Consider the following 25,999-nt stretch of genomic DNA (forward strand, 5'->3'; position numbering starts at 1 on the left):
GGACCGCGAAAACCTGTTGCCCGTTCTCAAGGATCGCCAACTGGCACTTGATCATGGCATGCCCCGCTTGAAAGTGATCATCTCAAGCTGAGCCAGCGGGGTTCAGTCCGCCTCGCCACCGCGCGCCGGCACCCCTCAGGCAACAATCCAGACAGAGGCCTATGGAGCGATCACTAGCAAACCGATTCCGAGCCCATTGATTTCAAATGAAAAATAAACCTCAAATAGATAGCCTGGTCATCAACAACTTGAGAGGTTCGACGATCAGCCTTTCTACATAATAATCGTCCTAAAATGGGGCACTGCCTATTTTAAATAGTTTGCTGCGGCTATCGTCAAATATTTAAAACGGCGCTGTGTAGTAATTTATCATATAAATTGTGATAAATGGACGATTATAATTTAATAATCTTATCATAGTTTATGCTATCGCCCCATAATTGCTGTAGCACCCTGCTGCGTGCCGTCGGGAACGCGCGATCCAGATCTCCCGATGAGTGTTGGAGTTGCGACATGAGAAACTTATTGCTTGCAGGGGCGGCTGTCGCCGCGGTCCTTGGGACAACGACGTCAGCGTCGGCCGCGATCACAATTTTTGCTGACGACCCCGGCGCCGTTCAGCCCAGCGAAAACGTGCAATTCAACGATGGTTTGCCCAATCCCGCCAACCCTCTTCTGGCGCTGACCAACCAGGACACGGGCATAACTTTCACCTCTGATGAACTGCTGTTCACCCCTTCGAGCGGGCAGGCCAGGATCACTGGAGACGATGGCGGGCTGACGTCGCTCACCTTCTTCCTTACCGATCTTACCCAGGGCATGAGCGAGGTCGAATTCGATCTCACCGATCCAAACGGGCCGACCCACGGCACCGCCACGATCGATTTTTACGATCAGTTCGGCGTGGCCACCTCGCTAGTCGATTTCCAATTGGGTCAGGGCAGCGACTGGGTTTCCGCCATCGCGGATGGTTCGACCATCATATCCAAAGTCGTGATCACCTCGGCCCTGGATCTTCAGGACGTTCGCCAGATTCGATTGACGCCCGCCGATATCGTCGCGGTTCCAGAGCCGGCCACCTGGGCAATGATGCTGATCGGGTTCGGGGTCGTTGGATCGTCTATGCGTCGGCGCCCCTCGAAGACCAGCTTCGCCTGACACGTTTTGAATCGACAGCGCCACCGGCCCTTGATCCGGTGGCGCTGTCGCTTTTCGGCGCCTAACCGCTTAGCCTTGACTGCGGTTTCGGTCGGCCGATTGAAAGCGACGAGAGCAATATCGCATATATGACAAGGCGCGATCTGGCTACGGGAGCAACTTTCCTGCAACGATCGTGATGTTAGCGGAGGCTGGAGGTCTGATACGTCGTCATGAACTCGCGCGAAGCGGCCGAGCGCGCCACCACCTTTGCCGTCCCGTGAATGATCGGCAGCTATTAGGAATGCCATCTTGAGCGTTAAACGACCGCTATGTCGGCGAGATCAGCCGATAAATTGGGCGCCAACATCATTTGTGGTCGTGCCGATGTGAAGTCATCCACTGGCTTGCAACAACTGGCGGTCGCCGATGCGGACGACAACGGAGCCATCAGGCTCAACCATGCCGCGCCGGATTTTCGCTCCAGTGAGGTCGAAGACCTGCTTTTCGAGAACCGCGAACATATCGACCCAGTTATCGGTCAGTGGATCCGATCCCCACAGCTCCTCGACGGCTTCACGGGTGATAGAGTCGAGCACGGGCTTGTCGAAGTAGGTGCCCTGAAACGTAATGATTTCTCCATCCGCCTCGCGGCCGGATCCCAGCTCGAAATAGATCGGCATGGCTCAATGTCTCACAACCTTGTCCGCGCTGATGGTGGACGTTCTCTACAAGCCTGTCCACCTGGCGCGCTGCAGGCAAGCGTCCTAAACATTTTTGAATGTCAGCAGCCTCCGCCGTCCTTTGGCCCGCTTCCCGCATTCTAACCGGCATTGATCAGTGAGACCCCCAGCCCGATCGTCGATGAGCTGCTCGATTCCGCGTGTTGGGTCTGCAGCTGGGACCAGGAATGTCATGTCACGGGTTTCGGCGGAGCAGCCTTGAGGACGACGCCGTCGGCCAAGGGTGTCGCTTCAAGCCTGTCGAGTTGCTCAAGAAGTCGCTCAAAGACGTCGTCGTGGGGCACAGGAAAATGGCGTCGGAATCCGGCTCCAAGGATCATTAAATCCTGGGCGGTAAGAAATCCCACGCTGACCACACGGTCCGCCGCCATTTTCATCTCCTACGCTATTCAGCAAGCGGTTCGCACCTGTTGTTGTGCCAATCGTTCAATTCGCGGCTGCGTTGTCGAGGCAAGGCTGAGGGGCCGTCCTCAGCGGACTTAGGCTAAGTGGGCAAAGCGACCGCCGTCGGTGTGCGGGATCAATGCCATTTTTCCAGAAAATTGGCCGAATATGGGGGTTATCCCGGATGCAAAGCGCATTCTTCCTGTGAAATCCTCGAGATCCTTGAGGTTCACCGCGGTCCGGTGCCGAGTTCGATCGGGATGTTGCAGGCGTGAATGTTTCAACTGTCCCAAGTCGCCCAAAAGGGCATGATCTGAACCCGCGAGGTCACTGGATCATGGTTGCCGATGACCATGAGGTGATGCGCCGTGGCGTCTGTCGGATGATCGAGGAGCGTCCCGACTGGCATATCGTAGGAGAAGCCGCCTCTGGCCAGGAGGCAATCAAGCTTGCTCGCGAGACCACACCCGACATCGCCGTCCTGGATTATTCGCTGCCACTCATGAATGGCATCGAGCTTGGGCGAAGGCTGAAACGCGAACTGCCGCACATCGAGATACTGATTTATACCATGCACGATCGGGAGGACACGATTGCCGAGGCAATGCATGCCGGCATTCGCGGCTATGTCCTCAAGCACGAGCCAGCGCAGCATTTGTTGGCTGCGATCCACGCGCTCTCGGCGCGCAAGCCCTATTTCTCGAGTGTGGTCTCCCAAAGCCTGCTTGAACGCGTGCTGCGCCATGACCAGGCCATGAGCCCGTCACACCTCACGCCGCGTGAACGGGAGGTCGTGCAATTGATTGCCGAGGGCAGGATCAACAAGGATATAGCCGGACTGCTCGGCATAAGCGCCAAAACTGTCGAAACGCACCGGTCCATGGCGATGAGCAAGCTCGAGCTGCGATCGACGGCCGAATTGGTTCGCTATGCCATGCGCCACAATCTCGTGGAGCCGTGACTTTCCGGCCAGCACGCGACAGCGCGGGACAGTTTCCTGGGACGGTGTTCCCAACGGCGATGTCGGCTCTTGCGGCGGCAACGGTAGCCACCGCATCGCCCCCGGTTTCCCCTAGACCGCAGGGGCGACGCGCCGGCATGCCATGTCCGCTCGTTGATCCTCAGCCCATGTTCAGACCGAACAGGTGATAGAAGATCCAGGATATCGTCGAGGAGGTTGCATTGACCGGGTCTTGGCTGGGCGCCGTGATGGTGTCAATCGCCGGAACCGCGACGGCAGCACCGCGCGATCCCGAGGAGAAGCTGGCCCGCGCCCTCCAGGGTCGGGTGGCCGGCGAGCCCGTCGACTGCATTTATCTGCGCGAGGTCCGCAATAAGCGCATCATCGATCGCACCGCGATTCTCTATGACGCCGGCCGCACGATCTATGTAAACCGCCCGCGCGCGGGACAGACCAGCCTCGAGACGTCCGACACGCTGGTCACCCGCAACTATTCGGACCAGCTCTGCAATATCGACACCGTCCAACTCGTCGATTCATCTAGCCAGATGTTCTCGGGTGTCGTCTTCCTTGGCGATTTCGTGCCCTATACGCGGCCTAAAAAAGCCGACTAAGCCCAAAGCCCCACCGAGCGAACGCGCCGAGCGACGGACACCTCTTCGCCTCTGTCTGTTTGTTGTCGACGCCTCGCACATGACGGAGCGACAGGTTTCGGGAAACCGACGAGATGAAGTGCATGACCGCTACGGCGGCGGCTTCCGCCTGATGACCGCCGGGTGCGCTAGGCCGGCGCTAAGGTCCGCTTTTCGCAATTTCACCCGCCGAGTTGCCTTTCCGGAGTCGCCGACACTCGTGCCGTTCGTCGCTGTAATGTCGAACCCCGAAAGCGGCCGAACTAACCTACGATTAGATCAAAATTGGACTTCCGGCGACGCGCCAAGCCGCCATAGCAAAAATGAGCGCAAAGCATGATTGAATGAGCCAGAATCCACCCGGCCGATTCTTCGGATCTGGATAGCCATCAATGAATGCAGACATTTTTGATTGACTTGATTTACTGCGGTCCGATTCCATTTCTTCACGATATTTAAAAGCAAAAAATAGACCGCCCACAAAGCACACTCCGCTGATCATTGCGATCAGAAGTGCCGGCCAATCCATGTTGCTCATTTTGATTTTCTCTTCAGTCGTTTTCGTCCGCTTCCAGCCTTTGATAGCGTCAAAGCTGTCTGACTGGAATCCCGACAAGGCTGATATTCAGGCCCCACGAGACGCCTCCTAAAAGCCGTCATCGCTCTCAATCTGAACGGGTGGCCGCTCTCAGGCAGCCGAAATCGAGCTCGGAATGGCGGCTTTGTCGGCGTAAGGAGCCTCTTCCGCACCATAATCGTTCAGCTGATCAGCCGATGCCGCTCGTCGGAGCCACGACCTTGAGCCGCCGAAAACGTGCTTCAACAAGACTGAACAGCCCGAACAGGAATAGGCCGACAGCAACGAGGCCGAGCAGCACCGGCCCATAATGCTGCCCTTGAAGTTCGCGCAGGGCCTGCCCCATTCCGCCGGCTTCGTCGGGGTTCGCGTGCAAGGCGGCTCTGATGAAGAACCAGCCGATCAGCGCGAAGACCAAAGCACGAGCCCCATAACCGATACGGCCTGCGATCCGCACATAACCCGGAACGGGCGCGCCGCCGTCCAGATCGCGCATGAACGTCGCTTTCCAGGATTTGGTGGCTTGCGCGGCCGCGACAATGAACAGGACCACACCGACGAGGATCAACAGCAGTGTTCCACCGGGCTGGGCCATCAGCCAGGCCGACCAACCCTGGGCACTGCTGTCGCCCGGCGCTGCGCCACCCGCGACGGTGTCGTGCATGGCGAGACGAACCGCATAGACGGCCAGCATCAGGTGGGTGATGCCGCTGATGGCAGAACCGGCGCGCTCGAGCTTCCCCTTGGTGCTTTTGGATCGCTGCTCCGGATCAAGAGCTGCTTCGAGTAGCCGCCACATGGCGTACCCGAGCAGTCCAAGCGCTATCACCAGCAGAAGGGCGCGCCCAAGCGGTTCGTCGACCAGGCTGGCGAGCGCCGCCTGATTATCTACTGGTTGGCCGCCGGTGCGCGCCGCTTCGAGGGCAAACCATCCGACGAGGATATAGACCACTCCTCTCGCCGCGAAGCCGAGACGGGCCAATAGCGTCAGTCGATGCGAAGCATGCATGAAGCGCCGCCTTTCCGTTCCCCCTCAATGGTTCGCGAGCCGGCCGGTTCCTTCGGCATGCTCCGGCGTTCGCGCGCGCTCGCGGGCCACCGGCGCGAGAATGAGCCCACGGGCACGGATATGGGGCTCAGCGGAGAACCGGCCTCTCGAACACGAGCTTCCAGAAGCTGGTCTCGGCGCCCTCGACCCCGAAATCATTATCATTGACGAGCAGCAATTCTGTCGGGGACAAGATCACCATGCCCTCGATATCGGCAGTGATTTCGGGCACATCGTCCGTCGAGAACAACAGGTGTTTTTCAAGCACCGGCAGCGGGAACGCCTTGCGGGCGCCGCTCAGCTCCTCGACCGTCGGGCGGGTCGCAATGTCGAGATGCGGGGCCGACAGTGCTGCGGCCTCATCGAGATCGCAGACATAGATCTTGGTCGTTGCCGAGCCGCGTTCGAGCACGAGCAATGCATCTTCGGCCAGCCAGACGATCTCGCTTACCTTGATGTCGCTGCGTTCGAATTTGCCCTTTGCATTGTCACGCTTGAAGCTTTTCGGCGGATCCAGCGGGTAGAGAAACTGGGCGCCAACCGTACCGCTTGCCCTATCTAGCCTCCAGATCCGGACATGTCGGGCCTTCCTAAAGGCTTCGTCGTCCGGATGGGCGAGCGGGCTCTGGAAAGCCAGGAACAAGCTCAGCTCGTCCTTCGACAAGGCGATGGCCTCGAACCCGCGGTTCAATCGACGCTTGGCCGCAATAGCCGGAAGTGTCCTTCCGGGCGCATCATCCTTGGCGACGGCCCCATCATGTGGGACGAGCCTCTCGATCACCCTTCCCTGCGCGTTGAGCCGGATGAGGGACGGTCCGAACTCATCGCCGACCCAGAACTGGCCATCCCGGGTGACCGCTACGCCCTCGGTGTCGAGGCCGTTCGGGTCCGATGGTATGAGATTGCCTTCCAGGTCGAACACGGGCTCGGCGAGAACATGGTCGCTGGCAGGTATGGCAACGCCGGAGACCGGCGTCCCGTCTTCCCCGGCAATCCGAACGGTCTGTACGAGTTCGACAGTCGTCTCGAGCACTTGAAGTTCGGCAAGCATCGGCCCGAGATCAAGCCGCGGCATGATTTTCGCCCCATCCACCTTCGAAAGCGGTGCGAGGGCTTCCAAGCCATATATTTCAACCGCGGCCTCGACCTTGAGATTGGGGCCGCGATCACCGATCGCCCAGATCCTCCCCTCGGGATCCCCCTGCCGGCGCGCCAGTCCCGAACCGAACCCGGCGCGCACCGTCATGCAGGCCTTGGGAAAGTCGAATGAGCCGAGCACTGGATCCGCCCAGGCAAGCCGCACGACCTTGCATTTTGGTCGACGCTTCTTCCGCTGCTTCATGGAGGCAAGTCTAACCCAATCCCCCATCGGCTAAAGCTATTTCGCCGCGGTCACCTTCAATGACATCGCTGATGGACGCGCAGCTACCCACCGGACGGTGGGGGCCTCCTGAAACTGGGTATCGTCCTCAATCTGAACCACCGGCAGCAACGGGATATGCAAAAGCCCGCTCCCATGGCGGCAATGGCGGCGGGTCCCGACCGAAGAGTCCAGCCGGTCTGTTCAGAATCGCAGAGCGCTCTTGAGGCAGCCGAGCCGCGCACTGCGTACGGCTCAATTTCTGGATCGGCGGCGCGAAGAAGATGTTTCTTTGTCTATCGATGAGATTGAATATCTTTCCACACATGCCTTTCATTGGACGCCTATCCCCGGGATCAACTCAGTCGCCAAACGCGAGCATCGCAGCCTCAACCACCTGCACGTCTAGACCCCTGCCCTGGTGGTCGGGGTTTGGCGCCCGCGTCGCGCTCGGCCTCGTTACGGGCCTCGTTCTCGGGCTCATGATCCGCGGCGCGGGCCATGACCTACCAGCTGCGGCCTTCGCCGCGGAAGGGCTGCGCACGATCGGCCAAATCTTCATCCAGCTCCTGAAGGCGCTTGTCCCCCCATTGGTCTTTACCGCCATCGTCGCGTCGATCGCCGCCCTCCGCGATCTCGAAAACGCGACCCGGCTCATCCTCAGCACGCTCGGCTGGTATGCGCTGACGGCGCTCATCGCCGTCCTGATCGGTATCTCGCTGGGCCTCCTGCTTGAGCCCGGCCTCCACGCCGGAGTAGATCCGGCAAAGGCCGTGGCACCGTCGGCCGCCGGCAATTGGCTCGATTTCCTGAAAGGTCTGGTGCCAGCAAATTTTGCCGGGATCGCCGCCGTGACTACGATGAGCGACGGCAAGGCCACCACCGCCCTTTCGTTCAACGTGCTCCAGATCATCGTCGTCGCGATTGCCTTAGGCACGGCGGCAGTGCGTTCCGGCGAAGCGGGCGCGCCCTTTCTCGCCTTCAATGCCTCGGCCCTGGCGATCTTCCGGCGCCTGCTGCACTGGGTGATCGCGCTGACGCCTATCGGTTCCGCCGCGCTGATCGGTGACGCGGTCGTTCGCTACGGGTGGGACGCGCTCTCGGCGCTGGGCTCGTTCGCGCTTGCCGTCTATCTCGGCCTGGGCTTGGTGCTGTTGCTGGTCTATCCGGCGCTGCTGGCGCTGAACGGGCTCAGCCCGATGCGTTTCTTCAGCGCCGCGTGGCCGGCGATCCAGCTCGGCTTCGTCTCACGATCCTCTATCGGCACATTGCCGGTAACAGAAGATGTGGTGGAACAGCGCCTGGGCGTGCCCCGCGCTTATGCGGCATTCGCGGTGCCGCTGGGGGCCACCACCAAGATGGACGGATGCGCGGCCATCTATCCCGCCGTCGCCGCCATATTCATCGCGCAATTCTACGGCCTACCGCTCCATCTCGCGGATTTCGCGCTGATCGCCTTCGTTTCGGTGATCGGATCGGCTGCCACCGCCGGCCTGACGGGCGCGACGGTGATGCTGACCCTTACTTTGTCGACACTCGGCCTGCCGCTGGAAGGCGCGGGGCTGCTGCTCGCGATCGACCCGATCCTCGATATGGGGCGGACCGCCGTGAACGTCGCCGGCCAGGCGCTTGTCCCAACCATCGTGGCAAAGCGCGCCGGCATTCTCGACCGTTCAAAATTTCCCAACGGGACTGGGCGGGGAAACGCCGAAGCGGACAACGACCTCGCCCCTTCGCTCGCCACGCATTGATGGACCCCGAACATGACAGATAAGACTGAATCCGCACCGGCCATCGCTTTCCCGCGCGAGCTGGAGGTCGTGCTTGAAGGGCTGCGGCAGGCGCGGCTCGACTGGCGCGCGGGCCATGAGCGCCATGCCGAGCGCGGTATCCAGTTCCCCTCCCGCCGGGCGCTCGGCCGCATCCTGCAAGAGCTTGGCGCGGCCCTGTTTCCGCTGAGGCTCGGCCCGCCCGAGCTGACCGTCGGAAATGAGAATGCCTGGGTCGAAGCAACGCTCGAGCTGGTGCTGGCGCAACTTGCGGCACAGATCGCACTAGAGCTGCGGATCGCGCGGCCCGGCATCAGTCCGGCCGAAGAGGGTCTTGAGGCTCAGCGTATCATCGCCGAATTCGCCGCCAGCCTCCCCTCTATCCGGCGCATGCTCGATCAGGATGTCGAGGCCGGCTACGCCAATGATCCGGCCGCCCGCAGCGTCGATGAGGTGCTGCTTTCCTATCCATCGCTTGTCGCGATCATCCACTATCGGCTGGCCCATCGCCTGCACGCCTTGGGCGCTCCGCTCGTTGCGCGCGTCATCACCGAACATGCCCACACCGAAACCGGCATCGACATGCATCCCGGTGCACGGATAGGCCGAAGCTTCTTCATCGATCATGGCACCGGCATCGTCATCGGCGAGACCGCGGTGATCGGCGATCGCGTCAGGCTCTATCAGGGCGTCACGCTGGGCGGCGAGCCGATCGAGCCCGGCGCCGCCCACACGAAAGCTTCGCCGGAAGGGCGCCGACACCCGGCCATCGACGATGATGTAGTGGTCTTTGCCGGGGCCGTGCTGCTGGGCCCGATTACGATCGGCGCGCGATCACGGATCGGCGGCAATGTCTGGCTGCGGCGGGACGTGCCTGCCGACACCATCGTCGAGGCGCCCGAGCCCGTGATCCGAAGTCATCGCTGAAGGCGAATCATCTCACCATTGGGGGCAATTCCGATGAGCACGGATAGTGCGGAACCGCATTGGCAGATCGAACGGCTGGTGGATGAGTTGCGTTCGTCGCGGGAGGCGTGGCGACACAAGCAGGCCCGCCATCGCGAACTCGGGCCAAGAGGCTTTCCTTCGCGGGCGGAGGTCGAGCGGCTGGCCGCCGACATCAGCGGTGCGCTGTTTCCCCAGCGGCTCGGTCCGCCAGACCTGGGGCTTCACCAGGAAGATTATTATGTTGGCCACATATTGGACGGAGCGCTCAACAGCCTGCTCGGCCAGCTCCGGCTGGAGCTTCGCTACAGCATGCGCGAGGCAGGCCATCGGCCCGAGGAAATCGAGATTCGTGCGCGGGTGATCGCACGGGATTTCGCCGACTCCTTGCCCGCCATCCGCGAGATTCTGGATAGCGATGTCGAGGCGGCCTATGCCGGCGATCCGGCGGCACGGAGCGTTGACGAAGTGCTGCTTTGCTATCCGTGCGTTTCGGCGATCATCCATCACCGCCTCGCCCATCGGCTTCATGATCTCGGCGCGCCGCTGATTGCCCGGCTGATGTCCGAGATCGCCAATTCGCGAACCGGGATCGACATTCACCCCGGCGCACGGATCGGCCGGAGCTTCTTCATCGATCATGGCACCGGAGTCGTTATCGGTGAGACCGCCGTGATCGGCGATCGGGTCCGGCTGTATCAGGCCGTGACACTCGGCGCAAAGAGCTTCGCCGCGGAGGCCGACGGTTCCTTGCGCAAGGGCGAGGCGCGCCATCCCAGCATCGAGGATGATGTGATCGTCTATGCCGGTGCCACCATATTGGGCCGCGTCATCATCGGCGCGGGATCGGTGATCGGCGGCAATGTCTGGCTCACCGAAAGCCTGCCACCGGGAAGCCATGTCACCCAGGCCAGCCTGACGCGAGACCCCGCCGCACGCAGCGTGCCCCCCTGGAAGGTGAGGCGAAGCACGCTCCCGGTCGGCAAGATCAACGGCGGCGAAGCCTGATCTGCACGCACGCCGTTGATCCGCCCCGCCCGTGCGGATCGCCGCACCAAGGCAACCTATTGTTTCCCAAAGATTAGCTTCCTTTGCGCTTAAAACTCTACTAATCTAGTAGAGTTTTAAGCGCACCCGACATGCCGGGAGCTCTGAATATTACGCATGAACCGCGGGACGCGATTCCCGCCACCGTTTCGCTCGCTCGTGAAACGGAACCGTCCTTTGTTTCTCTAAGGAGTATAAGTGGTGAAAAATCTGGGGGTCGTTCACGTTTCTTCGCTGGCTATCATTGCTTCAATTTCACTCGCCGCACCATCAATGGCCTTTTCCGCCGAGATAGAAGCCGAAAGCAGCAGCGATGCCTCAATAGATTCGCAAGATATTGTCGTCACCGCCAATCGCCGTGAGGAGAATATCCAGAGCGTGCCTGCGGCAGTGACCGCTGTCGGCGGTGACGCGCTTCTCCTGCAGGGCATCCAATCGGCTGGGAGCATCGAGCGGGTCGTCCCCAACCTCATCGCCAACGGCGTCACCGGCCGCGTCCAGCCGCGCTGGTATATCCGCGGCGTCGGATCGCAGGATCCGGGCGTTCTCGTCGTCAGCCCGGTCGGCGTCTATGTCGATGACGTCTATCTGAACTCGCCCTACGCTCAGGGTTTTCCGCTGTTCGATCTGGAACGCGTCGAGGTCGTCCGCGGCCCGCAGGGCACGTTGTGGGGCAAGAACACCACCGGCGGCGCGATCAACTTCGTTTCGCGCAAGCCCGATTATCGTAGCGACGGCTATGCCTCGGTCGAGATCGGCAATTATCAGAGCCGGATCTTCGAGGGCGCCACCGACGTCACCGTCATCCCGGACAAGCTCGCCATCCGCATTGCCGGGCGATCGGAGGCAAATGGTGGCTGGGTCGAAAGCGCCACCACCCGCAAGGATGTGGGCAAGCTCAACGACGATGCGCTGCGCCTTTCGCTGCGGGCGGACCTGAGCGAGACGGTGCAACTGACCGCCATCGGCCGCTATCGCAACTATCGTGGACCGAACACCTATTTCATCGGCGTCGCGGCGCCGACGGGCGTGACCAAGCCCGGCGATGTCGGCCATATCGATCGCTACACGGTGGGCGATTCCGCGGCAGACAATTACGACAATGTCGAGAATTTCGGCGGTCAGATCCAGGTCGATGCCGATCTGGGCGGCGTTTCGCTGATCTCGATCACCGCCTATGACGATCTCGACCGCGCAGCGCTCCAGAATGTCGATGCGTTCAACTATACCGTCCGCGCCTTTGCGGGGATCGACCAGAACCAGTTCAGCCAGGAATTCCGCCTCGTGTCGGACGAGCGCGGCACATTCAACTGGATCGTCGGCGCGCATTATTTCCATGAGAATCTGGGCGCCGAGAATAATCGCGCCATCTTCCCCAACCCGAGCAACACCCAATCCTATCGCAGCGTCCAGATCGATCAGAAGACTGACAGCTACGCGATCTTCGGCAATGCCACCTGGTCGATAAGCGATCGTCTCCGCATAACCGCGGGCCTGCGGCAGACGTGGGAAACGAAGAAGATCGATCTCAACGCCTATGTCGGCAGCAATCCCAGCTTCTCCCGCTTCGATCCGCGGCTCGGCACTGATGCGGTCACCACGCCGCTGGTGGTCGGCGCCACTCAGGATGAGAAGAAGAGCTGGGATGGGACGACCTGGGACCTCACGCCGCAGTTTGACCTGGCGGACAACGCGCTCCTTTTCCTGCGCTTTGCGCGCGGCTTCCGTTCGGGCGGTTTCAATGGCGGCGCCTTCATCCAGTCCGCGGTCGCAACGGTCGATCCCGAAACCGTCACCGATTATGAGGCGGGCCTGAAAAGCACATTGTTCGACGGCAAGCTGATCGCCAACCTGACGGCCTTCTATTACGACTATGAAAATATCCAGGCGAACGTGCTCACCACCGGCCCCGCGGGCCTGGTGTCGCGGCTGCGCAATGCCGGCAAGGGCCGCGCCAAGGGCTTTGAGGTCGAGCTGAAGGCGACGCCGATCGAGGGCCTGTCGCTCTACGGCAATTTCGGCTTTCTCGATTCCAAATATACCGATTTCGAAACCGGGGGCGCGCCGGCCAACGGAAACTCCTTTGCCAATGCGCCCCGCTATACCGCCAGCCTCGGCGCCGAATATCGCATCGACATCGGCGATGGCCACGCGATCCTGCCCCAGGCCGACTGGTCCTATCGCAGCACGACTTATTTCACGTCGAATGCGCAGAATGATCCGAACCAGGCCCAGGATGGCTATGGCATCGGCAATCTCTCGCTGAGCTTCCTGACGCGGGATGACAGGATCCGCGTCACCGGCTTCGTGCGGAATGTCGGCAACGAGAAATATCTGCTGCTCGGCCTGCCCTATCTCTCGGGCTTCTACACCTATGTCTACGGCCAGCCGCGGACCTATGGCGGCTCGGTAGCGGTGCGCTTCTGATGGCCAGGGCCGGAGGACAGGTGGCGGCCGCCGACTATGACATCATCATAGTCGGCGGCGGTGCCGCGGGTTGCGTCCTTGCCAGCCGGCTGTCGGAAGACGGCCGGCGCCGCGTGCTGCTGATCGAAGCGGGCGAGGACACGCCGCCCGAAAGCGGCCCGCCCGAAATCCTCGACGGTCTGCGCCCGCGCCGGCCGCTGGAGGCGGGCGACCGCTTCATCTGGCCAGGGCATCAAGCTGTGCTGGGCCACGGCCAGCCGGCAGCGCGCGCCTATGAGCAGGCCCGCGTGCTGGGCGGCGGCACCAGCATCAACATGACATCGGCCAATCGCGGCCTCCCGCGCGACTATGCCGAATGGGCGGAGCTCGGCCTTGAAGGATGGGACTGGGACGGCGTCCTTCCCTATTTCCGGCGGCTGGAGCGCGACTGCGATCATTCCGGCCCACTCCATGGCGACGAGGGCCCCCTGCCGATCCTGCGGGGCAGCTCACGCAACTGGTCGGGCTTCGCTCATGCCGTCGCAGGGGCGGCGGAAGCGCTGGGATATCGCAACATCGCCGACCAGAATGGCGTCTTCGACGACGGCTATTTCGCGCCGGCCAACAATAGCGAGAATGGCAGGCGGGTATCCACGGCGGAAGGCTATCTCGATGGCTCCGTCCGCGCCCGGCCCAATCTTGCCATCCTGACCAACAGCGAGGCGCTGCGCCTCATCATTGACGGCGCCACCGTCCGCGGCGTCGTGTTGCGCGACGCCCAAGCCGGTGAACGCCATGTCCACGGTCGCGAGACAATCCTGAGCGCCGGCGCGCTGCGATCGCCCGCGCTGCTGGTTGCCGCCGGCATCGGCGACGGCGCGCTCCTGCATCGGCTGGGAATAGAGGTCACCGCGCATCGGCCCGGCGTCGGCCGGAACCTGATGGACCATGCCGCCTTCGGAATAGCCGTCGACCTCGCCGTCGGCGCGGCGGCGCGCCCCGAGATCGACACGCCGCACCAGATCGCTCTCCGCCGTTCCTCATCGGCCGCGTCCGCCCCTGCCTCCGATCTCTACCATGTCTTCGGAACGACTCCGGACGGTGCGGGCGCCTCTTTCGGACTCTGGCTCAACAAACCGGCTTCGCTGGGCAGCCTTGAGTTCAGACCGGTGGACGACGGCATCACCGCACATGCGACATTCAATCTTCTGGAACAGCAACGGGATGTGGACGCCGTAAAGAACGGCTTCCGCTTCATTGCCGCCCTGATCGATCAGCCGCCCTTGCGCCCCCTGGTGTCCAATCCGCGCGCCTCCCTGACCGGGATCGTCTGCGTCGGCGATTCCGTTCCGCTGCGGGAATTGCTGGCTGACGAGGATGGGTTCACCGCATTTCTGCGAACCAGCGCCAAGGGTGTCTGGCACGCCAGCGGCACCGCCCGGATGGGGCGCGTATCCGATCCCCTAGCTGTCGTCGACGGTGCCGGGCGGGTGCACGGCATAGCCGGGCTCCGGGTCGTCGACGCTTCGATTTTTCCAACCATACCAACGGCCAACATCATGCTTCCGGTCATCATGGCTGCGGAGCGGATCGCCGATCTTGTCGTGAAGGAAGCCGCATGACCGTCTATCCGCTGCTGATCGCCGGCCAGCCGGTCAGGACCGAAACCAGCGATGCCGTGGTCGATCCCGCCACGGGCAAGCTGATCGGCTTCGCAGCCCGCGCCCGCGAGGCCGAGGTGGACGCGGCCGTCGATGCGGCAGCATCCGCCTTTCCCGCATGGGCTGCCGATGAAGCGGGGTGCCGTGCAGTGCTGGCAGCCGCCGCCGCTCGGTTGCGCGCGCACGAAAGCGAGATTGCGGAGCTGCTGACCCGCGAGCAGGGCAAGCCGCTGCGGCAGGCTGTGGCGGAAGTCACCCACAGCGCCGGCATCCTCGACGCCATGGCCCGGTTCGAGCGGCAGCCAGAATCCTTCGCCGCGGATGCCGGGCGATCGGTTCAGGTGATCGAGCGCCCCTATGGCGTGGTGGCGGCCATCACGCCGTGGAACGTGCCGCTGCTGCTGCTCTTCCACAAGATTGCCCCGGCGCTGCGGGCCGGCAACAGCGTCGTCGTCAAGCCTTCCGAACATACTCCGCTCTCCACCCTGCGGGTCGTGGAACTGCTGGCGGAAGTCTTTCCGCCCGGCGTGCTGAACGTCATCGCTGGTGGCGGCATCACCGGCGCGCTGCTGGCATCGCACCCGAAGGTCGCGAATGTCAGCTTCACCGGCAGCGTCGCGACAGGGCGCAAGATCGCAACCGCCGCCGCGGCCAATTTCGCCCCCGTCACGCTGGAACTGGGCGGCAACGATCCCGCGATCATCCTGGCCGACGCCCCCATAAAGGATATCGCCGAAGCCCTATTCTGGGCGGCCTTCGCCAATAGTGGCCAGATCTGCTTCGCGATCAAGCGGCTCTATGTCCATGAAAGCCGGCACGATGAATTGGTCCGGCATCTCGCGGACCGCATCGATCGCACCGTGATCGGCAATGGCCTCGATCCCGCGACCGAACTCGGCCCGCTCACCGTCACCGCGCAGCGCGACCGGGTCGAGCAACTGGTTGCTGAAGCGGAGCAGGGCGGCGCGAGACGGGTCGGCGGCGGGCGGCCATTGGCCGAGGGCAACTTCCTCCGGCCGGCACTTCTCACTCATGTCGATCCGGCATCCCGTCTCGTCGTGGAAGAACAGTTCGGCCCTGCACTGCCGATCCTGAGCTTCAGCAAGGTCGAGGATGCGATCGCCGCTGCCAACGATACCGAGTTCGGCCTGGGTGCATCCGTGTGGACCGCCGACGCGGCAGCAGGTGCAGCGGTTGCGCGCCAGCTCGACGCCGGACTCGTCTGGACCAACAGCCACATGGAAGTCTTTCCCGGCACGCCCAAGGGCGGCTGGAAGCAAAGCGGCATCGGCTATGAAGGCGGCCGATGGGGCTATGAGCGCTTCGTGCGGGCACAAACCGCCCTTGCGCGCCCCGCGCCTTCGGCAAATTGATCAGGGAGGCCAGGATGCAGGCGGGAAGCTGGCGTTCGATTCTGCTTATCTTCTTCTATGCCGAGCTTATCGCGGCATGCCACGGCAAGAGTCTGGCGCTGGTGCCGGACGTGGTGCGGACCTTCGGCGTCGATGCGCCGACGGCCAGTTGGGTGATCGGGGCCGTCGCCGTGGTCGCCGCGATCTCGGCGCCAGTCGGCGGCTGGCTGATCGACCGACTGGGTGAACTTCGCGCCATTCGCTTCGGCCTCGTCATTGCAACCGCGGGCAGCGCCGCCGGCTTCTTCGCCACCCGCTTCGACGTGCTGATCGCCTGCCGCCTGTTCGAAGGGATCGGCTATATCGCGGTCGTGCTTGGCGCGCTGGCACTGCTGATCCGTACGACCGAGGGTCAACGCCAGACGACCGCCCTCGCCTTCTGGTCGGTCGCGTCACCGATGGGCGGCGCCCTCGCCATCGCAGCCGTATCGCCGATCGCAGGGACGCCACTTTGGCAGTGGGTGTTTGCCGGCCACGCCGTGTTGCTGCTCGTAGCGTTGTTCCTGACGCCGTTTCTTCCCGAGGCACCGGCGCGGCCCGTCGTCCGGGAACCGATCCGCTCGGCGCTGTCGATCTACAGCTACCCCGCCGTGCTCGGCTTCCTCGGCGCGATCATCTTCCTGCAGATCTTCAAGCTCGGCGCGGGCTCGGCACTGCCGACCTTCCTGATGAACGAACATGGCGTCCCGCCCGCCTGGATCGGCGTGATTTCGGCAGGCAGCATCGCCTGTTCGGTCGGAGGCGGGATCATCGCCGGCTTCCTGTTCAACCGCGGCGCCAATGTGAAGCTGGTCGCAACCTCCGGCGCCCTGGTCTCGGCAGTCGCTACGCTCCTGGTTTATGCGCCATCGATGCCGACCTCGTTCGCGCTTGCTGCGCAGTTCGTCGGTGCGGTGAGCGGCGGCCTGCTCTTCGCCTGGATCACCACCAACATTCCCAAGGTCGCGCCCGATCCGTCGCGCGTCGGTGCGACAGGCGGCGCGGTCAGCCAGTTGCTCTACCTCGGGATGGCGATCGGCCCGTCCTTCATGTTCTTCATCCTCGCGCAGCCATCGCGCCTGCCGCTGATATTGGCTGTCGTCATCGCTTATGGCCTGCCGCTCATATTCCTGCGGCGGAAAGCCTCCCGGCGTGGCGATGAATGTCCGGGCTGGCGAGTTGAAGCTACCGATCCACAATGATCTCGCCAGATTGACCCCATCAGGCGCCTTCTGCGGTCTTGCGGTAGGGACGCTCCCCCCGAGCGCGGCGCGAACAAACGACATCTGTGGACGCCCCTTCGGATGCAAGCAGTAAATCGGGGCATGTTGGCACGTAGTCGGATCCCGTCGGGGCGGCGGTTAAGGGTTTCGTTGACGAGGACGTGCAGCTCGCGTTCGCCTCTGCCACCACTCAGCCTTTGACTGTCGAGGCTGCTCCAACTGCGGTTGTCACCCCGGTATCAGCCCCGGCGTCGACCGCCCTTGCTCCAACAGGTCCGGCGGCCAATCAATAGCACGAATTCCAGCGCGAGAATTGCCGCCAACCATGGCCTATCGTCCCCCTAAGGATCGTGCGCCATCGGCGGAACAAGAGAGGCACTACCCATGCTTCGTTCGCGACGGAAGAGGGGTGGCCATTGGCCACCCCTCACTCTTTCCAAGTTGATTCAGGCGCAACGACTCTGTCTTTGCCGGAGGCCGATCGGGCTAAGCTGAATGACCGGCAGGAATTAGGGCGCCGAATGCGCGACTTCAACGACCGGAATGTCGGCGACAGCGGCTGCGAGGCTCGGGCCGATCAATCGACGTGGAGATGTTCAAGTTCCGTCAGAATAGGTCCGAACAGGACACGGAAAAACTCGTCCTCGGCATACATGCGTTCCCCGGTGATGCCATTTGAACCATAGGGCAGCACGGTCAGATTGCGGAAATTCCGGATCACACCGTCGTCGTAGCGCCAGCTTATTGTGACCTCCACGGTCATCGATGTTTCGCCATAACAATAGCCATGAACCACATAGTCCACGACGTGCCGTCGCGCTTCGCCGAAGAAATGCTCATAATAGCGACGGACGAGCGCCTTACCCTGCATTTTGAGCCCGATCGGGTGGAGCTCATAAACGGGGTGTTGAACAAGGGTACCAAGCGTCCCTTCCAGATCGTCGTGCGATTCAAGATATATGTGCCTGATCGCGTGCAGCGCGCGCTGCGCTAGGTCAGACGGAAGGTCTACAACCTGGGGAACCTGCGCATCGGCGTCGATCAATGCCATGCTTCACTCCTATGGCAAGAAGGTCATGCGGCGGGCACGATGGTCAATCTGGAAATCGCTCCGCAAGACGCGATTTTGCGGCAAGAGCGACATGAAACGCCGCGCGAGCTTGCTGGAGAATATGCGCGCCGCAGTCTTCACGAGATTGGTCGCCAGCACAATCTGCCTCGCCTTCGCAACCAAGCGGCTCGACCTGAAAACCGTTGAATGTCTCATCGGGCTTGGCTGTTCGTTTAGTCGCAGGAGCCGGCAACATCCACATGGACCGGTCGGCTGATCGCTTCCAAATGCCATTGGCCGCTGCCGGTAACCTATAGATCAAGGGGTTCCACGCCTCGCATAAGGCGCGGAACCGAGCGATTAGAAGGCGAAAACCACACCCGCCATCGGGCGGATGCTGTCGAAGTCATAGGTGTCTGCCTGGAGACGGAGCCTCGGGCCAGCCTCGCCGAAAATCCCGGCCATGCCGATTTCCTTCGGACCAACTTCGACGCCGAGACCATAGGTCCAGGCCTTCTCGTCCGAGAAGCCCTTCCGGCCATTGACCCACTGATAGCCAGCCGACGCATAGATCAGGCCGCTTTGGCCTGCGCGAACGCCGGCACGACCGCGAACGCCATATTCCCAGTCGATGTCCTTGAAGCCCTTGGCGACATTGCCCTCCACGCCGACAAAGACGGGTCCCAAGGGTATGTTGACGCCGGCAACGCCCTCGATCAGGGCACCGTCCATCTTGCCGCGCGAGCCGACGGTTCCGAACTCGCTGCTGCGGTCGAAATTATGGTAGCCGCCCAGCACCCCGACATAGGGCTCGAAGCCGACGGCGGGTTCGCTGCCGTCAGGTGAGGTAGACTGGGCGACGGCGGCGCTGCCGATCGATGCCGCGAAAGCGGCCGCGATAAGGGCAAATTTCATTGGGTACTCTCCACAGATGATCCCGGCGAGCCGGGCTGTCTCCCGCAACAGGCGGGACTGCGATAACCATCCGCTTATTCTCGGAGTTTCATCCGGCCAAAGCTAATCTTATCAGTGACATAATAGACACAGGCCATCGCGCGACGGCCTGTTTCCGAGAGTGTTCACCGCACTTAGGAGGGCATGCGGAAATGGAACGGCCCGCCGACGGGGGGGTGTCGGCGGGCCGAAATATCTCCGGGCAAAGGGGGGTGACTGCCGCAGAGTTCACTATAAGCGCTCGAACCCATCCTCGGGTTCCGACCTCCCGAATCAGCCAGGAGCTAAGAACGAAAAGATTGTCGGACAGCTCGTTCGAACCGTGATCTCGCTGTCGCGTCAAAATGCCACCGATGGGCGTCGATTACCGCAGTGATGCCCATTGGCCGTTAACGCGGTGAACGACTACCTGAGCCCCTTTATTGCCAAACCGGATGCGGCGCGTGTGAGAGCCGGGCGCGTCGGTTCTACGCCGCGCCAGGCATGGGTTGAATTGTTCCGAGCCTAATCCTTCCACGCGTCCGGGTCGATCTTCCTGTCCAGGCTACTGATCGGAATGTCGTTGAGTACCGAAACAAGCGCGTCCAGTTCCTGGTTGAACGATCCTGACGAAAAGCAGGATTGGAGCGCATCTCGTATATGGGCAAACCGGACATCGCTGGACCTCGTCGCAGGGCTGGCGGATGATTTTCTTTCAGACATCACGCCGCTCCCCGATGGCCCTTTTTCCTCAACGCCCTGCGTGCAAGCAGTTCATTAATTGGGCTTTTAGACCAGCCGGCCCCAATCCACACCGACGCGACCGCTGACATCTGCGCGTCACATCTGCTGGTGGCAACCCTGGACGCCCCGGTTCTGGTGGCAGACTGACAAGAGGGTACGGGGCAAAACGGCCCTCGCGGTGGATTGCTTGTTGGTGGACGGCGTGCCCGAGCGGACCTGCGAACGGGCTTGCTCGTTTAGCGGCACATGTTCAGTGGCGCATTAATAAGGATTTCGGATGTACATCTTCGGGCTTGTTGCTTTGCTGGCCGCTCCTTCAGATACCACTGTCTCGATGGTCGAGACTTGCCAGACCCATGTTCTCGAACAATTCGAGACAAGCGCCGAGCGGTTGAAACTACGGCCGCCTGCCCGTCGCGCGGATGGAAGCTGGGCGATCACGGGCACCCTCGAGCGCCCGGGCGCTGTCCCGATTGGATTTCAATGTGAGATCGACCGCAAGGGGCATTTCCTCGGCGCTGCTCAGACGAGCGCGGGAAGCGAACCATGATCCCTCCGAATGCCGAGCATATTATCTCAATTCCGTGATCGGCAGACGGCATGACGGCGCCCGAATGGGTTTCGTGGTGGTCAATGAGGGTTGATGTGCATCAGCGCAGGGGCACAAAGTTTTGGTGTATGTCCCGTTTATCGGCGCTTTCAATCCTAAAGCGATGCGCCGCCTGACAGCAATTGGAGAGCTGCCGCTTTGAGCCGGACTCTTTCATGCCCCAGCAAAGTGAACGAGATTATCTCGAAAATCGCCGTCGCACGTCCGAAGAGAAGGCTCGCGCCGCAATCGATCCTGCCATTGGGCGGATTCATCACGAATTCGCCAAGCACTATACCCGCAGGCTGGCGGACGAACATAACCGAACTCGGGGCGTCATATAGCCGTGAAAGTTCTCAGCGCGCGCGAATTCAGCTTTGGCCGTGCCCACTGCTGGCTGGTCAATAACGGAGTCACCCGTCATTTAATCTGAATGAGCGACGGGTTTTGGGCAGGCGTGTTCGAACCTTGGATGGCAGCTATGTCGGCGGCAACCGCCATGCAGATTGGTGCTCTAGCGTGCAGGATGGATGAGCGGGCCGCCGGGGGGGGTGGCGACCCGCTCGCGCATGATACGCAGCGCAGGGCTTGTCTCCCTGCGGCCTCAACGCCCATTCTCAAGTTTGGTGCCGAGACAAACAGTATCAGCTTGAGCGTCCAGGCTGACGGCCGTTGGTTGGCCAGTCTCGCGACATCATCGCCGTATTAAGAAGGCTATTCTCGCGCCACCGCGGATCGTCGGCGTCTTAGGCTTCAATCAACCCGTTGCGAACCGCGTACCTAACCAATTCAGCTGTCCCCTTTACATTCAGTCTATCCATTGCGGATAGTCGGTGCGACTCGACGGTTTTAAGCCGAATATCGAGAAGCCCACTGATCTCCCGATTGGTCCTGCCCGCGGCGACAAGCTCAACGATCTCGACTTCTCGCCGAGTGAGCGGCGTGGACAATTCGGCACGTGCGGATGATTGGAATTGGTCGAGCAGGCTCTCGGCAATTGATCCGGTGAAATACGGGCTGCCCGTCGAAAGCACTTCGATCGCTTCCATCAATTGGGCAGCCGTATCTGTCTTGAACACATAGCCGCGCGCGCCGGCGCGAAGGGCCTCAAGCGCGATGTCCTCCCGATCGTGCATGGTGTAGATCAGCACCGGGATGTCCGGAAATGCCTGTTTCAGGCGCCGCGTAAGCTCGAGGCCATTCAACCTCGGCAGCAAATAATCAGTGATAACGAGATCTGGCAACGTCGCGGCCGCGAGCCCAATCGCCGTGTGACCATCTGATGCTTCCGCGACGACCTCCCATCCCGCACGCGTTTCGATCAGCGCTCGCACGCCACAACGCATGAGATCATGATCTTCCGCGATAAGAATTCTGAGCCCCGTCGGCATGATCTAAGCCTGCGCCGGCGAAGTGGAATGCGCCAATGCCTTGGCCTGAAGGAATTGAATAGGCACCTCTTATCCATCGCTCCTGCCGCGCCAGACTGCGATTCCAAAACAAACTATATCCCGACGATTTGGGATATATCACAAATGAAGAGGAAAATATCGCCCGACACAGCAATATCTTTTCACGACTTCAAGTGACAGCAAGCGACTACGGCCATCAGAGCCGGTCCACTCGAGCCACCGGTCATCCGCCTGGCGCAGGAACCTCATGGTCTCGGGTGCAATCCCCCTAACAACGCCTATTCCGTGGCAACCTTGGCATGGGGATTCAAATGCCGATCGGGGGCGGTGTCGCTTCCACGTAGCCATGCGCTTTCCTCGTACATGCAATCCATGCGGCGCAAAATGTCGCAAATCCAACACGGAATGGCGCGCATTGGTAACCCCACAAAAACAGTGTTCAGGTCTGGGACAGTTCCCTGAAGTCAGGGAACTCGGAACGCAGCCTTTGGTTTGAAATGCGCTTCGCCAAGCGAGGTCCGCGATGGACGATTGCGAGAATAATAGCCCGAGATCTGGTCTGACGGACGGTGAGTTCAAAGCAGATCTAACATCGGTCATTCCAGATCTTCGCGCTTTCGCGCGCAGCATGTCCGGAGATCGAGCGCTGGCTGATGACCTTGTGCAGGACACCTTACTGAAAGCCTGGGCTGCCCGCCGGAGCTACGAGTCCCGGCGGCAATTCAAGAGCTGGATTTTCACGATTCTCCGCAACTCATTCCTAAGCCAGATGCGCAGGAAACGTTTCGTTGGGGAATGGAACGATCTCGCCGCCGAAATAGCGCTTGCGCGCCCGGCCTCGCAGGAACGCGTGATCGAACTCCAGGATGTTTATCGCGCACTCCAGCAATTACCCGCGACACAGCGCGAGGCGATCGTTCTCATAGGAGCGGGCGGACTTTCCTACGAAGAGGCCGCGGAGGTAATAAACGTGTGCCTCGGCACAGTGAAAAGTCGGCTCACTCGGGCACGGAAGGCACTGGAGGAAATTCTTGCCAGTGGCAGATTCTCGTCGCCGCGGTCATTCAAGGAGAACTGCGGTGATCCAATCCTTCTATTGGCCGCCGAAGTCGAGGAAGGTCGAGCTCGAAGCGGCGCTCGCGCCAACATGCCCTCGCCAGATCCAGAAGCCCTTGCCATCTGATAGATCCCGACCTGAATGGAAGTCCGCTAAAGGGAAGTTCGGATAGCCCCGTCAACGACCGCTTCTCTATCGCGGCCGAGGTCAAGGGGGTTCGCTCACGGCATGAGGTGACCTCCGTGTTTGGGTCAGTACCGGCCGACGTTGTCCCACGAGGCTCTCGCTTCTCTTCGAGGTCGGCACCGGGCCGCCTCATGATGGGGTAAGAAGGATGGAGCGGTTCAATCTTTGTCGCGCCCTTGCCTCCGGAGCGGCAGGATCTGCGGACGTTACGAACTCACCCACCCGTCGTCCCCGTGAGGACATCATCCTGCCGAGGCAGAACCTTTCGTTTCGTATTGCGGTAAGTCAGGCCGTCGGTGCGAGCACGGTATCGTTGCTCCAGCGGAAGTCGGTTCCGTCAACCCACATGCGATGGAGGATGGCGGCGATCCGCCTGGCGAGCGCCACGGTGGCGCGGCGCATGCCCCGGCGCTGGGCGACCCGCACAGCCCATGCCTTCAGCCAGGACCATTTCTGGCTGTGACAGGGCATCGACTGCGCCGCTTCGTAAAGCACCGCACGCAGCATGGTATCGCCGCATTTCGACACGCCGCCGTTGTAGTCGATCTCGCCCGACTGATGTCGCCTGGGCGTCAATCCGACATGCGCGCCCACTTCCCGCGAATGAACGAACCGGTGCGGCTGATCGACCGACGCCCGATAGGTAAGCGCCACAAGGGGGCCGACACCGGGTACGGTCATGAGGCGCCTGCAAACCGGGTCATGGCGAACCAATTCGAGCACCATCTTGTGGAGGACGGCGAGTTGCTCGCGCATCACGCGCCGAACGCTCAGCAACGGCTCGACGATCGCGGCAAGCATGGGGAAGTTCTCGACCAAGTCCCGAATACGAGCGTCATATCCGCTCGGGCTGATGGGGCCGACCTTCAACCCGAAATTGCGCAGCGTGCCCCGCAGGTCGCACTCGATGTCGAGCAACTTGCGCTGAACGAGCTTGCGGCTTGTCAGCAGCATCCGGTGCTCCTGAGCGGCCAGCGTCTTGACGTGCACCGGCTTGAACAGCCCCACGCGCATCATCTGCGCGATGCCGCGGGCGTCATTGGGATCGGATTTGTTGATCTGCTGGGCCTTGAGGAGTGCCTTCATGTGCCTGGTCGCGACACACACCACGGGTAAGCCTGCCTCGATCAGAGCGCTCACCAGCCATTGCGATAGAGGGCCAGCCTCGACCCCCACCCGAACATAGTCATCGCCGACTGATGCCAGCAGGGTGGCAATGTCGTCGGGCTCGGTCTCTACCTTCAGCTCGCAAAGAACCGTGCCGGCATCGTCCACCACGCATACCGACGTCTCCTTCACCGAGACATCCAGACCTGCGAATTGCGCCATCGCCATCACTCCTTCCCTCGATGCACGAGGTCAGGATCGACCCCGACTACCGCATCGTACGTAAAGGGGCTGCAACTTCGCCTGCGCTAAAAATCGCAGCCGCCGCGATACACCATCTTTGTCGGCGGGTGCGGAACCGACTGGCATTTGCTTTCCAATTTTCATGATAGAACGTCATGATGAAAAGAAACGTGAAACGTGGCAGCAAGCGTATCGCACTTGTTGCTGCCGTCTCGTCGCTGGGTCTGTGGGGAACTTACTCGGTCCTCACGTGCCTCCGTGGAATCTCGCTGTATTATCCAAATGCGATGGCATGCAATGACGCGGATGTCGCTTGGGAAGCAAGGCGCCGAGCGTTTCTGAGCATGGTTGATGGGATTACGAGCTTTACAGGATTGTCTGTGGCACTCGTCATTGCTGTGGTCGCGACGTCATGGATCATTCGAGGATTTAGGGCTGCGCCTCAGGATGAGGTGGCATGACCGAAGAAATAGGCGCCCCTCTCAAGTCGTGGAGCGTCGTTACCTTTTAGCCATTCAAGAGGCGGCGCCACCGATCACAAGGCTGTCTCCGATGGCAGGCAAGCGGTTACGCGGAAAGTCGGCGCGGACCTTCTGGACTCGCCCTAGCTTAAGGCCGCGGCAACGCAGACAATCAACAAGATCAATCCTTCAAGGAGCAGCCAAATGGTGGCGAGGATCCCAAAAACGATCGCCATCGCACGCTTCGTGGTCCAAGCTGCGATGGCAGCTGCCACAGCCATCGCCACCGTCGCGAACGGCACGGCGCCCCAACCGGCGCCCCAAATTATGCCCAAGACAAGTTGAGTTGAAATGAGGGCGCCAACCCCGGCAACGGCAGCGGCGACAAATCTGCGGAGTGGCGTCGGCTCTTCAGCGAGCGCCGCAACTTTATGAAATCTCGCTAGTCGACTGCCCACTTGGCCATCCTATCGTGAGGATGGTTTCACTCCAATGACCGTTTCTCCCGACTAGTGAGACTCTGGCTGCTGGCGTGCCTCTTAAGGTCGGCTATTCGCATTCTCGGCGCCAGAGCCGCCTTTCCGGACACGCCGACATAGCGGACGCCAAAAGAGACGCTATTGTTCGCGTATGATCCGGAAGCGATACTTGGCCTTTGCGTTGCTGCCGATGATCCTGCTGGGTTGCGGCAGGCACGAGCCCCCGCCACTCGTTGCTGGAGTGGAAGATCATGCTGTTTGGCAGGCGCGCCTGCAAAGTCAGTTTCCGGCGGGAACACCCGAGAGCCGTGTCGTTGCCACTCTTAAGCAGCAGGGGTTTAGGATTGGCCCGACGCTCGGGTGCGATCATCAGCGCTGTGGCGAATGGCAGAGTTGGGAAGGCGTGGGCGGAGTAAGCTGGGTCGTATCTTGGTCCACAGGTGCCGGAAACCG

Annotated in this window: 21 protein-coding genes; 12 read left to right on the forward strand and 9 right to left on the reverse strand. The window is 61.4% G+C overall.

Features of this window, described 5'->3' with window-relative positions; translation table 11 throughout:
• Window positions 1-513 precede the first annotated feature (513 nt).
• Window positions 514-1,158 carry a PEPxxWA-CTERM sorting domain-containing protein gene (locus ACFB49_RS16525; RefSeq protein ID WP_380872357.1) on the forward strand — a complete coding sequence of 215 codons (645 nt, stop codon included), beginning with the start codon at window positions 514-516 and terminating at the stop codon, window positions 1,156-1,158.
• Window positions 1,159-1,532: 374 nt separating this feature from the next.
• Here the strand turns inward: ACFB49_RS16525 and ACFB49_RS16530 are convergent, their stop codons facing one another.
• Together ACFB49_RS16530 and ACFB49_RS16535 are read right to left on the reverse strand one after the other, a co-directional pair.
• The gene (locus ACFB49_RS16530) at window positions 1,533-1,820 is read right to left on the reverse strand and encodes a hypothetical protein (RefSeq protein ID WP_380872359.1); all 288 of its coding nucleotides are present in this window, start codon (window positions 1,818-1,820) and stop codon (window positions 1,533-1,535) included.
• A 230-nt stretch (window positions 1,821-2,050) separates the two neighbouring features.
• Window positions 2,051-2,251, reverse strand: coding sequence for a hypothetical protein (locus tag ACFB49_RS16535; protein ID WP_380872360.1), 201 nt, complete (start codon window positions 2,249-2,251; stop codon window positions 2,051-2,053).
• Window positions 2,252-2,601: 350 nt separating this feature from the next.
• On the opposite strand from ACFB49_RS16535, the gene ACFB49_RS16540 reads away from it, so the two are divergent.
• Together ACFB49_RS16540 and ACFB49_RS16545 are read left to right on the forward strand one after the other, a co-directional pair.
• Complete coding sequence (locus tag ACFB49_RS16540) at window positions 2,602-3,225, forward strand: response regulator (RefSeq protein WP_380872361.1); 624 nt, start codon at window positions 2,602-2,604, stop codon at window positions 3,223-3,225.
• Window positions 3,226-3,446: 221 nt separating this feature from the next.
• On the forward strand, window positions 3,447-3,839 hold the full coding sequence (locus tag ACFB49_RS16545; RefSeq protein ID WP_380872362.1) for a hypothetical protein: 393 nt from the start codon (window positions 3,447-3,449) through the stop codon (window positions 3,837-3,839).
• Window positions 3,840-4,131: 292 nt separating this feature from the next.
• On the opposite strand, the gene ACFB49_RS16550 is transcribed toward ACFB49_RS16545, so the two are convergent.
• From ACFB49_RS16550 to ACFB49_RS16560, 3 genes are all read right to left on the reverse strand, one after another.
• Window positions 4,132-4,473, reverse strand: coding sequence for a hypothetical protein (locus ACFB49_RS16550; protein ID WP_380872363.1), 342 nt, complete (start codon window positions 4,471-4,473; stop codon window positions 4,132-4,134).
• Between the two features lie 151 nt (window positions 4,474-4,624).
• Window positions 4,625-5,443 (reverse strand): DUF1206 domain-containing protein, encoded by an 819-nt coding sequence (locus tag ACFB49_RS16555; protein ID WP_380872364.1) that lies wholly within the window; start codon window positions 5,441-5,443, stop codon window positions 4,625-4,627.
• A gap of 127 nt (window positions 5,444-5,570) precedes the next feature.
• Entirely contained in the window at window positions 5,571-6,761 is a 1,191-nt protein-coding gene (locus tag ACFB49_RS16560) for an esterase-like activity of phytase family protein (protein ID WP_380872365.1), read from the reverse strand.
• A gap of 461 nt (window positions 6,762-7,222) precedes the next feature.
• On the opposite strand from ACFB49_RS16560, the gene ACFB49_RS16565 reads away from it, so the two are divergent.
• The 7 genes from ACFB49_RS16565 (at window position 7,223) to ACFB49_RS16595 (ending at window position 17,263) form a co-directional block, all read left to right on the forward strand.
• Window positions 7,223-8,593, forward strand: coding sequence for a dicarboxylate/amino acid:cation symporter (locus tag ACFB49_RS16565; protein ID WP_380880006.1), 1,371 nt, complete (start codon window positions 7,223-7,225; stop codon window positions 8,591-8,593).
• Between the two features lie 12 nt (window positions 8,594-8,605).
• Window positions 8,606-9,538: a serine O-acetyltransferase EpsC gene (gene epsC, locus ACFB49_RS16570; protein WP_380872366.1), complete on the forward strand. Its 933-nt coding sequence runs from the start codon at window positions 8,606-8,608 to the stop codon at window positions 9,536-9,538.
• A 33-nt stretch (window positions 9,539-9,571) separates the two neighbouring features.
• Window positions 9,572-10,564 carry a serine O-acetyltransferase EpsC gene (gene epsC, locus ACFB49_RS16575; protein WP_380872367.1) on the forward strand — a complete coding sequence of 331 codons (993 nt, stop codon included), beginning with the start codon at window positions 9,572-9,574 and terminating at the stop codon, window positions 10,562-10,564.
• Between the two features lie 312 nt (window positions 10,565-10,876).
• Window positions 10,877-13,030 carry a TonB-dependent receptor gene (locus ACFB49_RS16580; protein ID WP_380872368.1) on the forward strand — a complete coding sequence of 718 codons (2,154 nt, stop codon included), beginning with the start codon at window positions 10,877-10,879 and terminating at the stop codon, window positions 13,028-13,030.
• Complete coding sequence (locus ACFB49_RS16585) at window positions 13,030-14,631, forward strand: GMC family oxidoreductase (RefSeq protein WP_380872369.1); 1,602 nt, start codon at window positions 13,030-13,032, stop codon at window positions 14,629-14,631. Before ACFB49_RS16580 ends, ACFB49_RS16585 begins: the two co-directional genes overlap by 1 nt.
• Entirely contained in the window at window positions 14,628-16,043 is a 1,416-nt protein-coding gene (locus ACFB49_RS16590; protein WP_380872371.1) for an aldehyde dehydrogenase family protein, read from the forward strand. The genes ACFB49_RS16585 and ACFB49_RS16590 overlap by 4 nt, the downstream gene beginning before the upstream one ends.
• A 14-nt stretch (window positions 16,044-16,057) precedes the next feature.
• Window positions 16,058-17,263 (forward strand): MFS transporter, encoded by a 1,206-nt coding sequence (locus ACFB49_RS16595; RefSeq protein ID WP_380872372.1) that lies wholly within the window; start codon window positions 16,058-16,060, stop codon window positions 17,261-17,263.
• Between the two features lie 598 nt (window positions 17,264-17,861).
• Here ACFB49_RS16595 and ACFB49_RS16600 read toward each other — a convergent pair.
• The gene (locus ACFB49_RS16600; RefSeq protein ID WP_380872373.1) at window positions 17,862-18,335 is read right to left on the reverse strand and encodes a hypothetical protein; all 474 of its coding nucleotides are present in this window, start codon (window positions 18,333-18,335) and stop codon (window positions 17,862-17,864) included.
• A 360-nt stretch (window positions 18,336-18,695) separates the two neighbouring features.
• Window positions 18,696-19,250: an outer membrane protein gene (locus ACFB49_RS16605; RefSeq protein ID WP_380872374.1), complete on the reverse strand. Its 555-nt coding sequence runs from the start codon at window positions 19,248-19,250 to the stop codon at window positions 18,696-18,698.
• A 1,039-nt stretch (window positions 19,251-20,289) separates the two neighbouring features.
• On the opposite strand from ACFB49_RS16605, the gene ACFB49_RS16610 reads away from it, so the two are divergent.
• Entirely contained in the window at window positions 20,290-20,562 is a 273-nt protein-coding gene (locus tag ACFB49_RS16610; protein ID WP_380872375.1) for a hypothetical protein, read from the forward strand.
• 785 nt (window positions 20,563-21,347) lie between these two features.
• Here the strand turns inward: ACFB49_RS16610 and ACFB49_RS16615 are convergent.
• Window positions 21,348-21,992: a response regulator gene (locus tag ACFB49_RS16615; protein WP_380872376.1), complete on the reverse strand. Its 645-nt coding sequence runs from the start codon at window positions 21,990-21,992 to the stop codon at window positions 21,348-21,350.
• 544 nt (window positions 21,993-22,536) lie between these two features.
• Between ACFB49_RS16615 and ACFB49_RS16620 the strand changes: the two genes are divergently transcribed.
• Window positions 22,537-23,196 (forward strand): sigma-70 family RNA polymerase sigma factor, encoded by a 660-nt coding sequence (locus ACFB49_RS16620; protein ID WP_380872377.1) that lies wholly within the window; start codon window positions 22,537-22,539, stop codon window positions 23,194-23,196.
• A 345-nt stretch (window positions 23,197-23,541) separates the two neighbouring features.
• Here ACFB49_RS16620 and ACFB49_RS16625 read toward each other — a convergent pair whose 3' ends face one another.
• On the reverse strand, window positions 23,542-24,585 hold the full coding sequence (locus tag ACFB49_RS16625) for an IS110 family transposase (RefSeq protein ID WP_380872378.1): 1,044 nt from the start codon (window positions 24,583-24,585) through the stop codon (window positions 23,542-23,544).
• Window positions 24,586-25,999: the final 1,414 nt, after the last annotated feature.

This window comes from Sphingomonas sp. DBB INV C78 (assembly GCF_042693015.1).
In the GTDB taxonomy this organism is placed as follows: Bacteria; Pseudomonadota; Alphaproteobacteria; order Sphingomonadales; family Sphingomonadaceae; genus Sphingomonas_E.

What these genes read in the sequence shown, in the direction of transcription:
- ACFB49_RS16595 (WP_380872372.1), top strand. Translation starts at nt 16,058, where the DNA reads ATGCAGGCGGGAAGCTGGCGTTCGATTCTGCTTATCTTCTTCTATGCC.
- ACFB49_RS16625 (WP_380872378.1), bottom strand. Translation starts at nt 24,585, where the DNA reads ATGGCGCAATTCGCAGGTCTGGATGTCTCGGTGAAGGAGACGTCGGTA.
- ACFB49_RS16540 (WP_380872361.1), top strand. Translation starts at nt 2,602, where the DNA reads ATGGTTGCCGATGACCATGAGGTGATGCGCCGTGGCGTCTGTCGGATG.
- ACFB49_RS16590 (WP_380872371.1), top strand. Translation starts at nt 14,628, where the DNA reads ATGACCGTCTATCCGCTGCTGATCGCCGGCCAGCCGGTCAGGACCGAA.
- ACFB49_RS16600 (WP_380872373.1), bottom strand. Translation starts at nt 18,335, where the DNA reads ATGGCATTGATCGACGCCGATGCGCAGGTTCCCCAGGTTGTAGACCTT.
- ACFB49_RS16535 (WP_380872360.1), bottom strand. Translation starts at nt 2,251, where the DNA reads ATGGCGGCGGACCGTGTGGTCAGCGTGGGATTTCTTACCGCCCAGGAT.
- ACFB49_RS16610 (WP_380872375.1), top strand. Translation starts at nt 20,290, where the DNA reads ATGTACATCTTCGGGCTTGTTGCTTTGCTGGCCGCTCCTTCAGATACC.
- ACFB49_RS16525 (WP_380872357.1), top strand. Translation starts at nt 514, where the DNA reads ATGAGAAACTTATTGCTTGCAGGGGCGGCTGTCGCCGCGGTCCTTGGG.
- ACFB49_RS16615 (WP_380872376.1), bottom strand. Translation starts at nt 21,992, where the DNA reads ATGCCGACGGGGCTCAGAATTCTTATCGCGGAAGATCATGATCTCATG.
- epsC (WP_380872367.1), top strand. Translation starts at nt 9,572, where the DNA reads ATGAGCACGGATAGTGCGGAACCGCATTGGCAGATCGAACGGCTGGTG.
- ACFB49_RS16530 (WP_380872359.1), bottom strand. Translation starts at nt 1,820, where the DNA reads ATGCCGATCTATTTCGAGCTGGGATCCGGCCGCGAGGCGGATGGAGAA.
- ACFB49_RS16555 (WP_380872364.1), bottom strand. Translation starts at nt 5,443, where the DNA reads ATGCATGCTTCGCATCGACTGACGCTATTGGCCCGTCTCGGCTTCGCG.
- ACFB49_RS16580 (WP_380872368.1), top strand. Translation starts at nt 10,877, where the DNA reads ATGGCCTTTTCCGCCGAGATAGAAGCCGAAAGCAGCAGCGATGCCTCA.
- ACFB49_RS16605 (WP_380872374.1), bottom strand. Translation starts at nt 19,250, where the DNA reads ATGAAATTTGCCCTTATCGCGGCCGCTTTCGCGGCATCGATCGGCAGC.
- ACFB49_RS16585 (WP_380872369.1), top strand. Translation starts at nt 13,030, where the DNA reads ATGGCCAGGGCCGGAGGACAGGTGGCGGCCGCCGACTATGACATCATC.
- epsC (WP_380872366.1), top strand. Translation starts at nt 8,606, where the DNA reads ATGACAGATAAGACTGAATCCGCACCGGCCATCGCTTTCCCGCGCGAG.
- ACFB49_RS16620 (WP_380872377.1), top strand. Translation starts at nt 22,537, where the DNA reads ATGGACGATTGCGAGAATAATAGCCCGAGATCTGGTCTGACGGACGGT.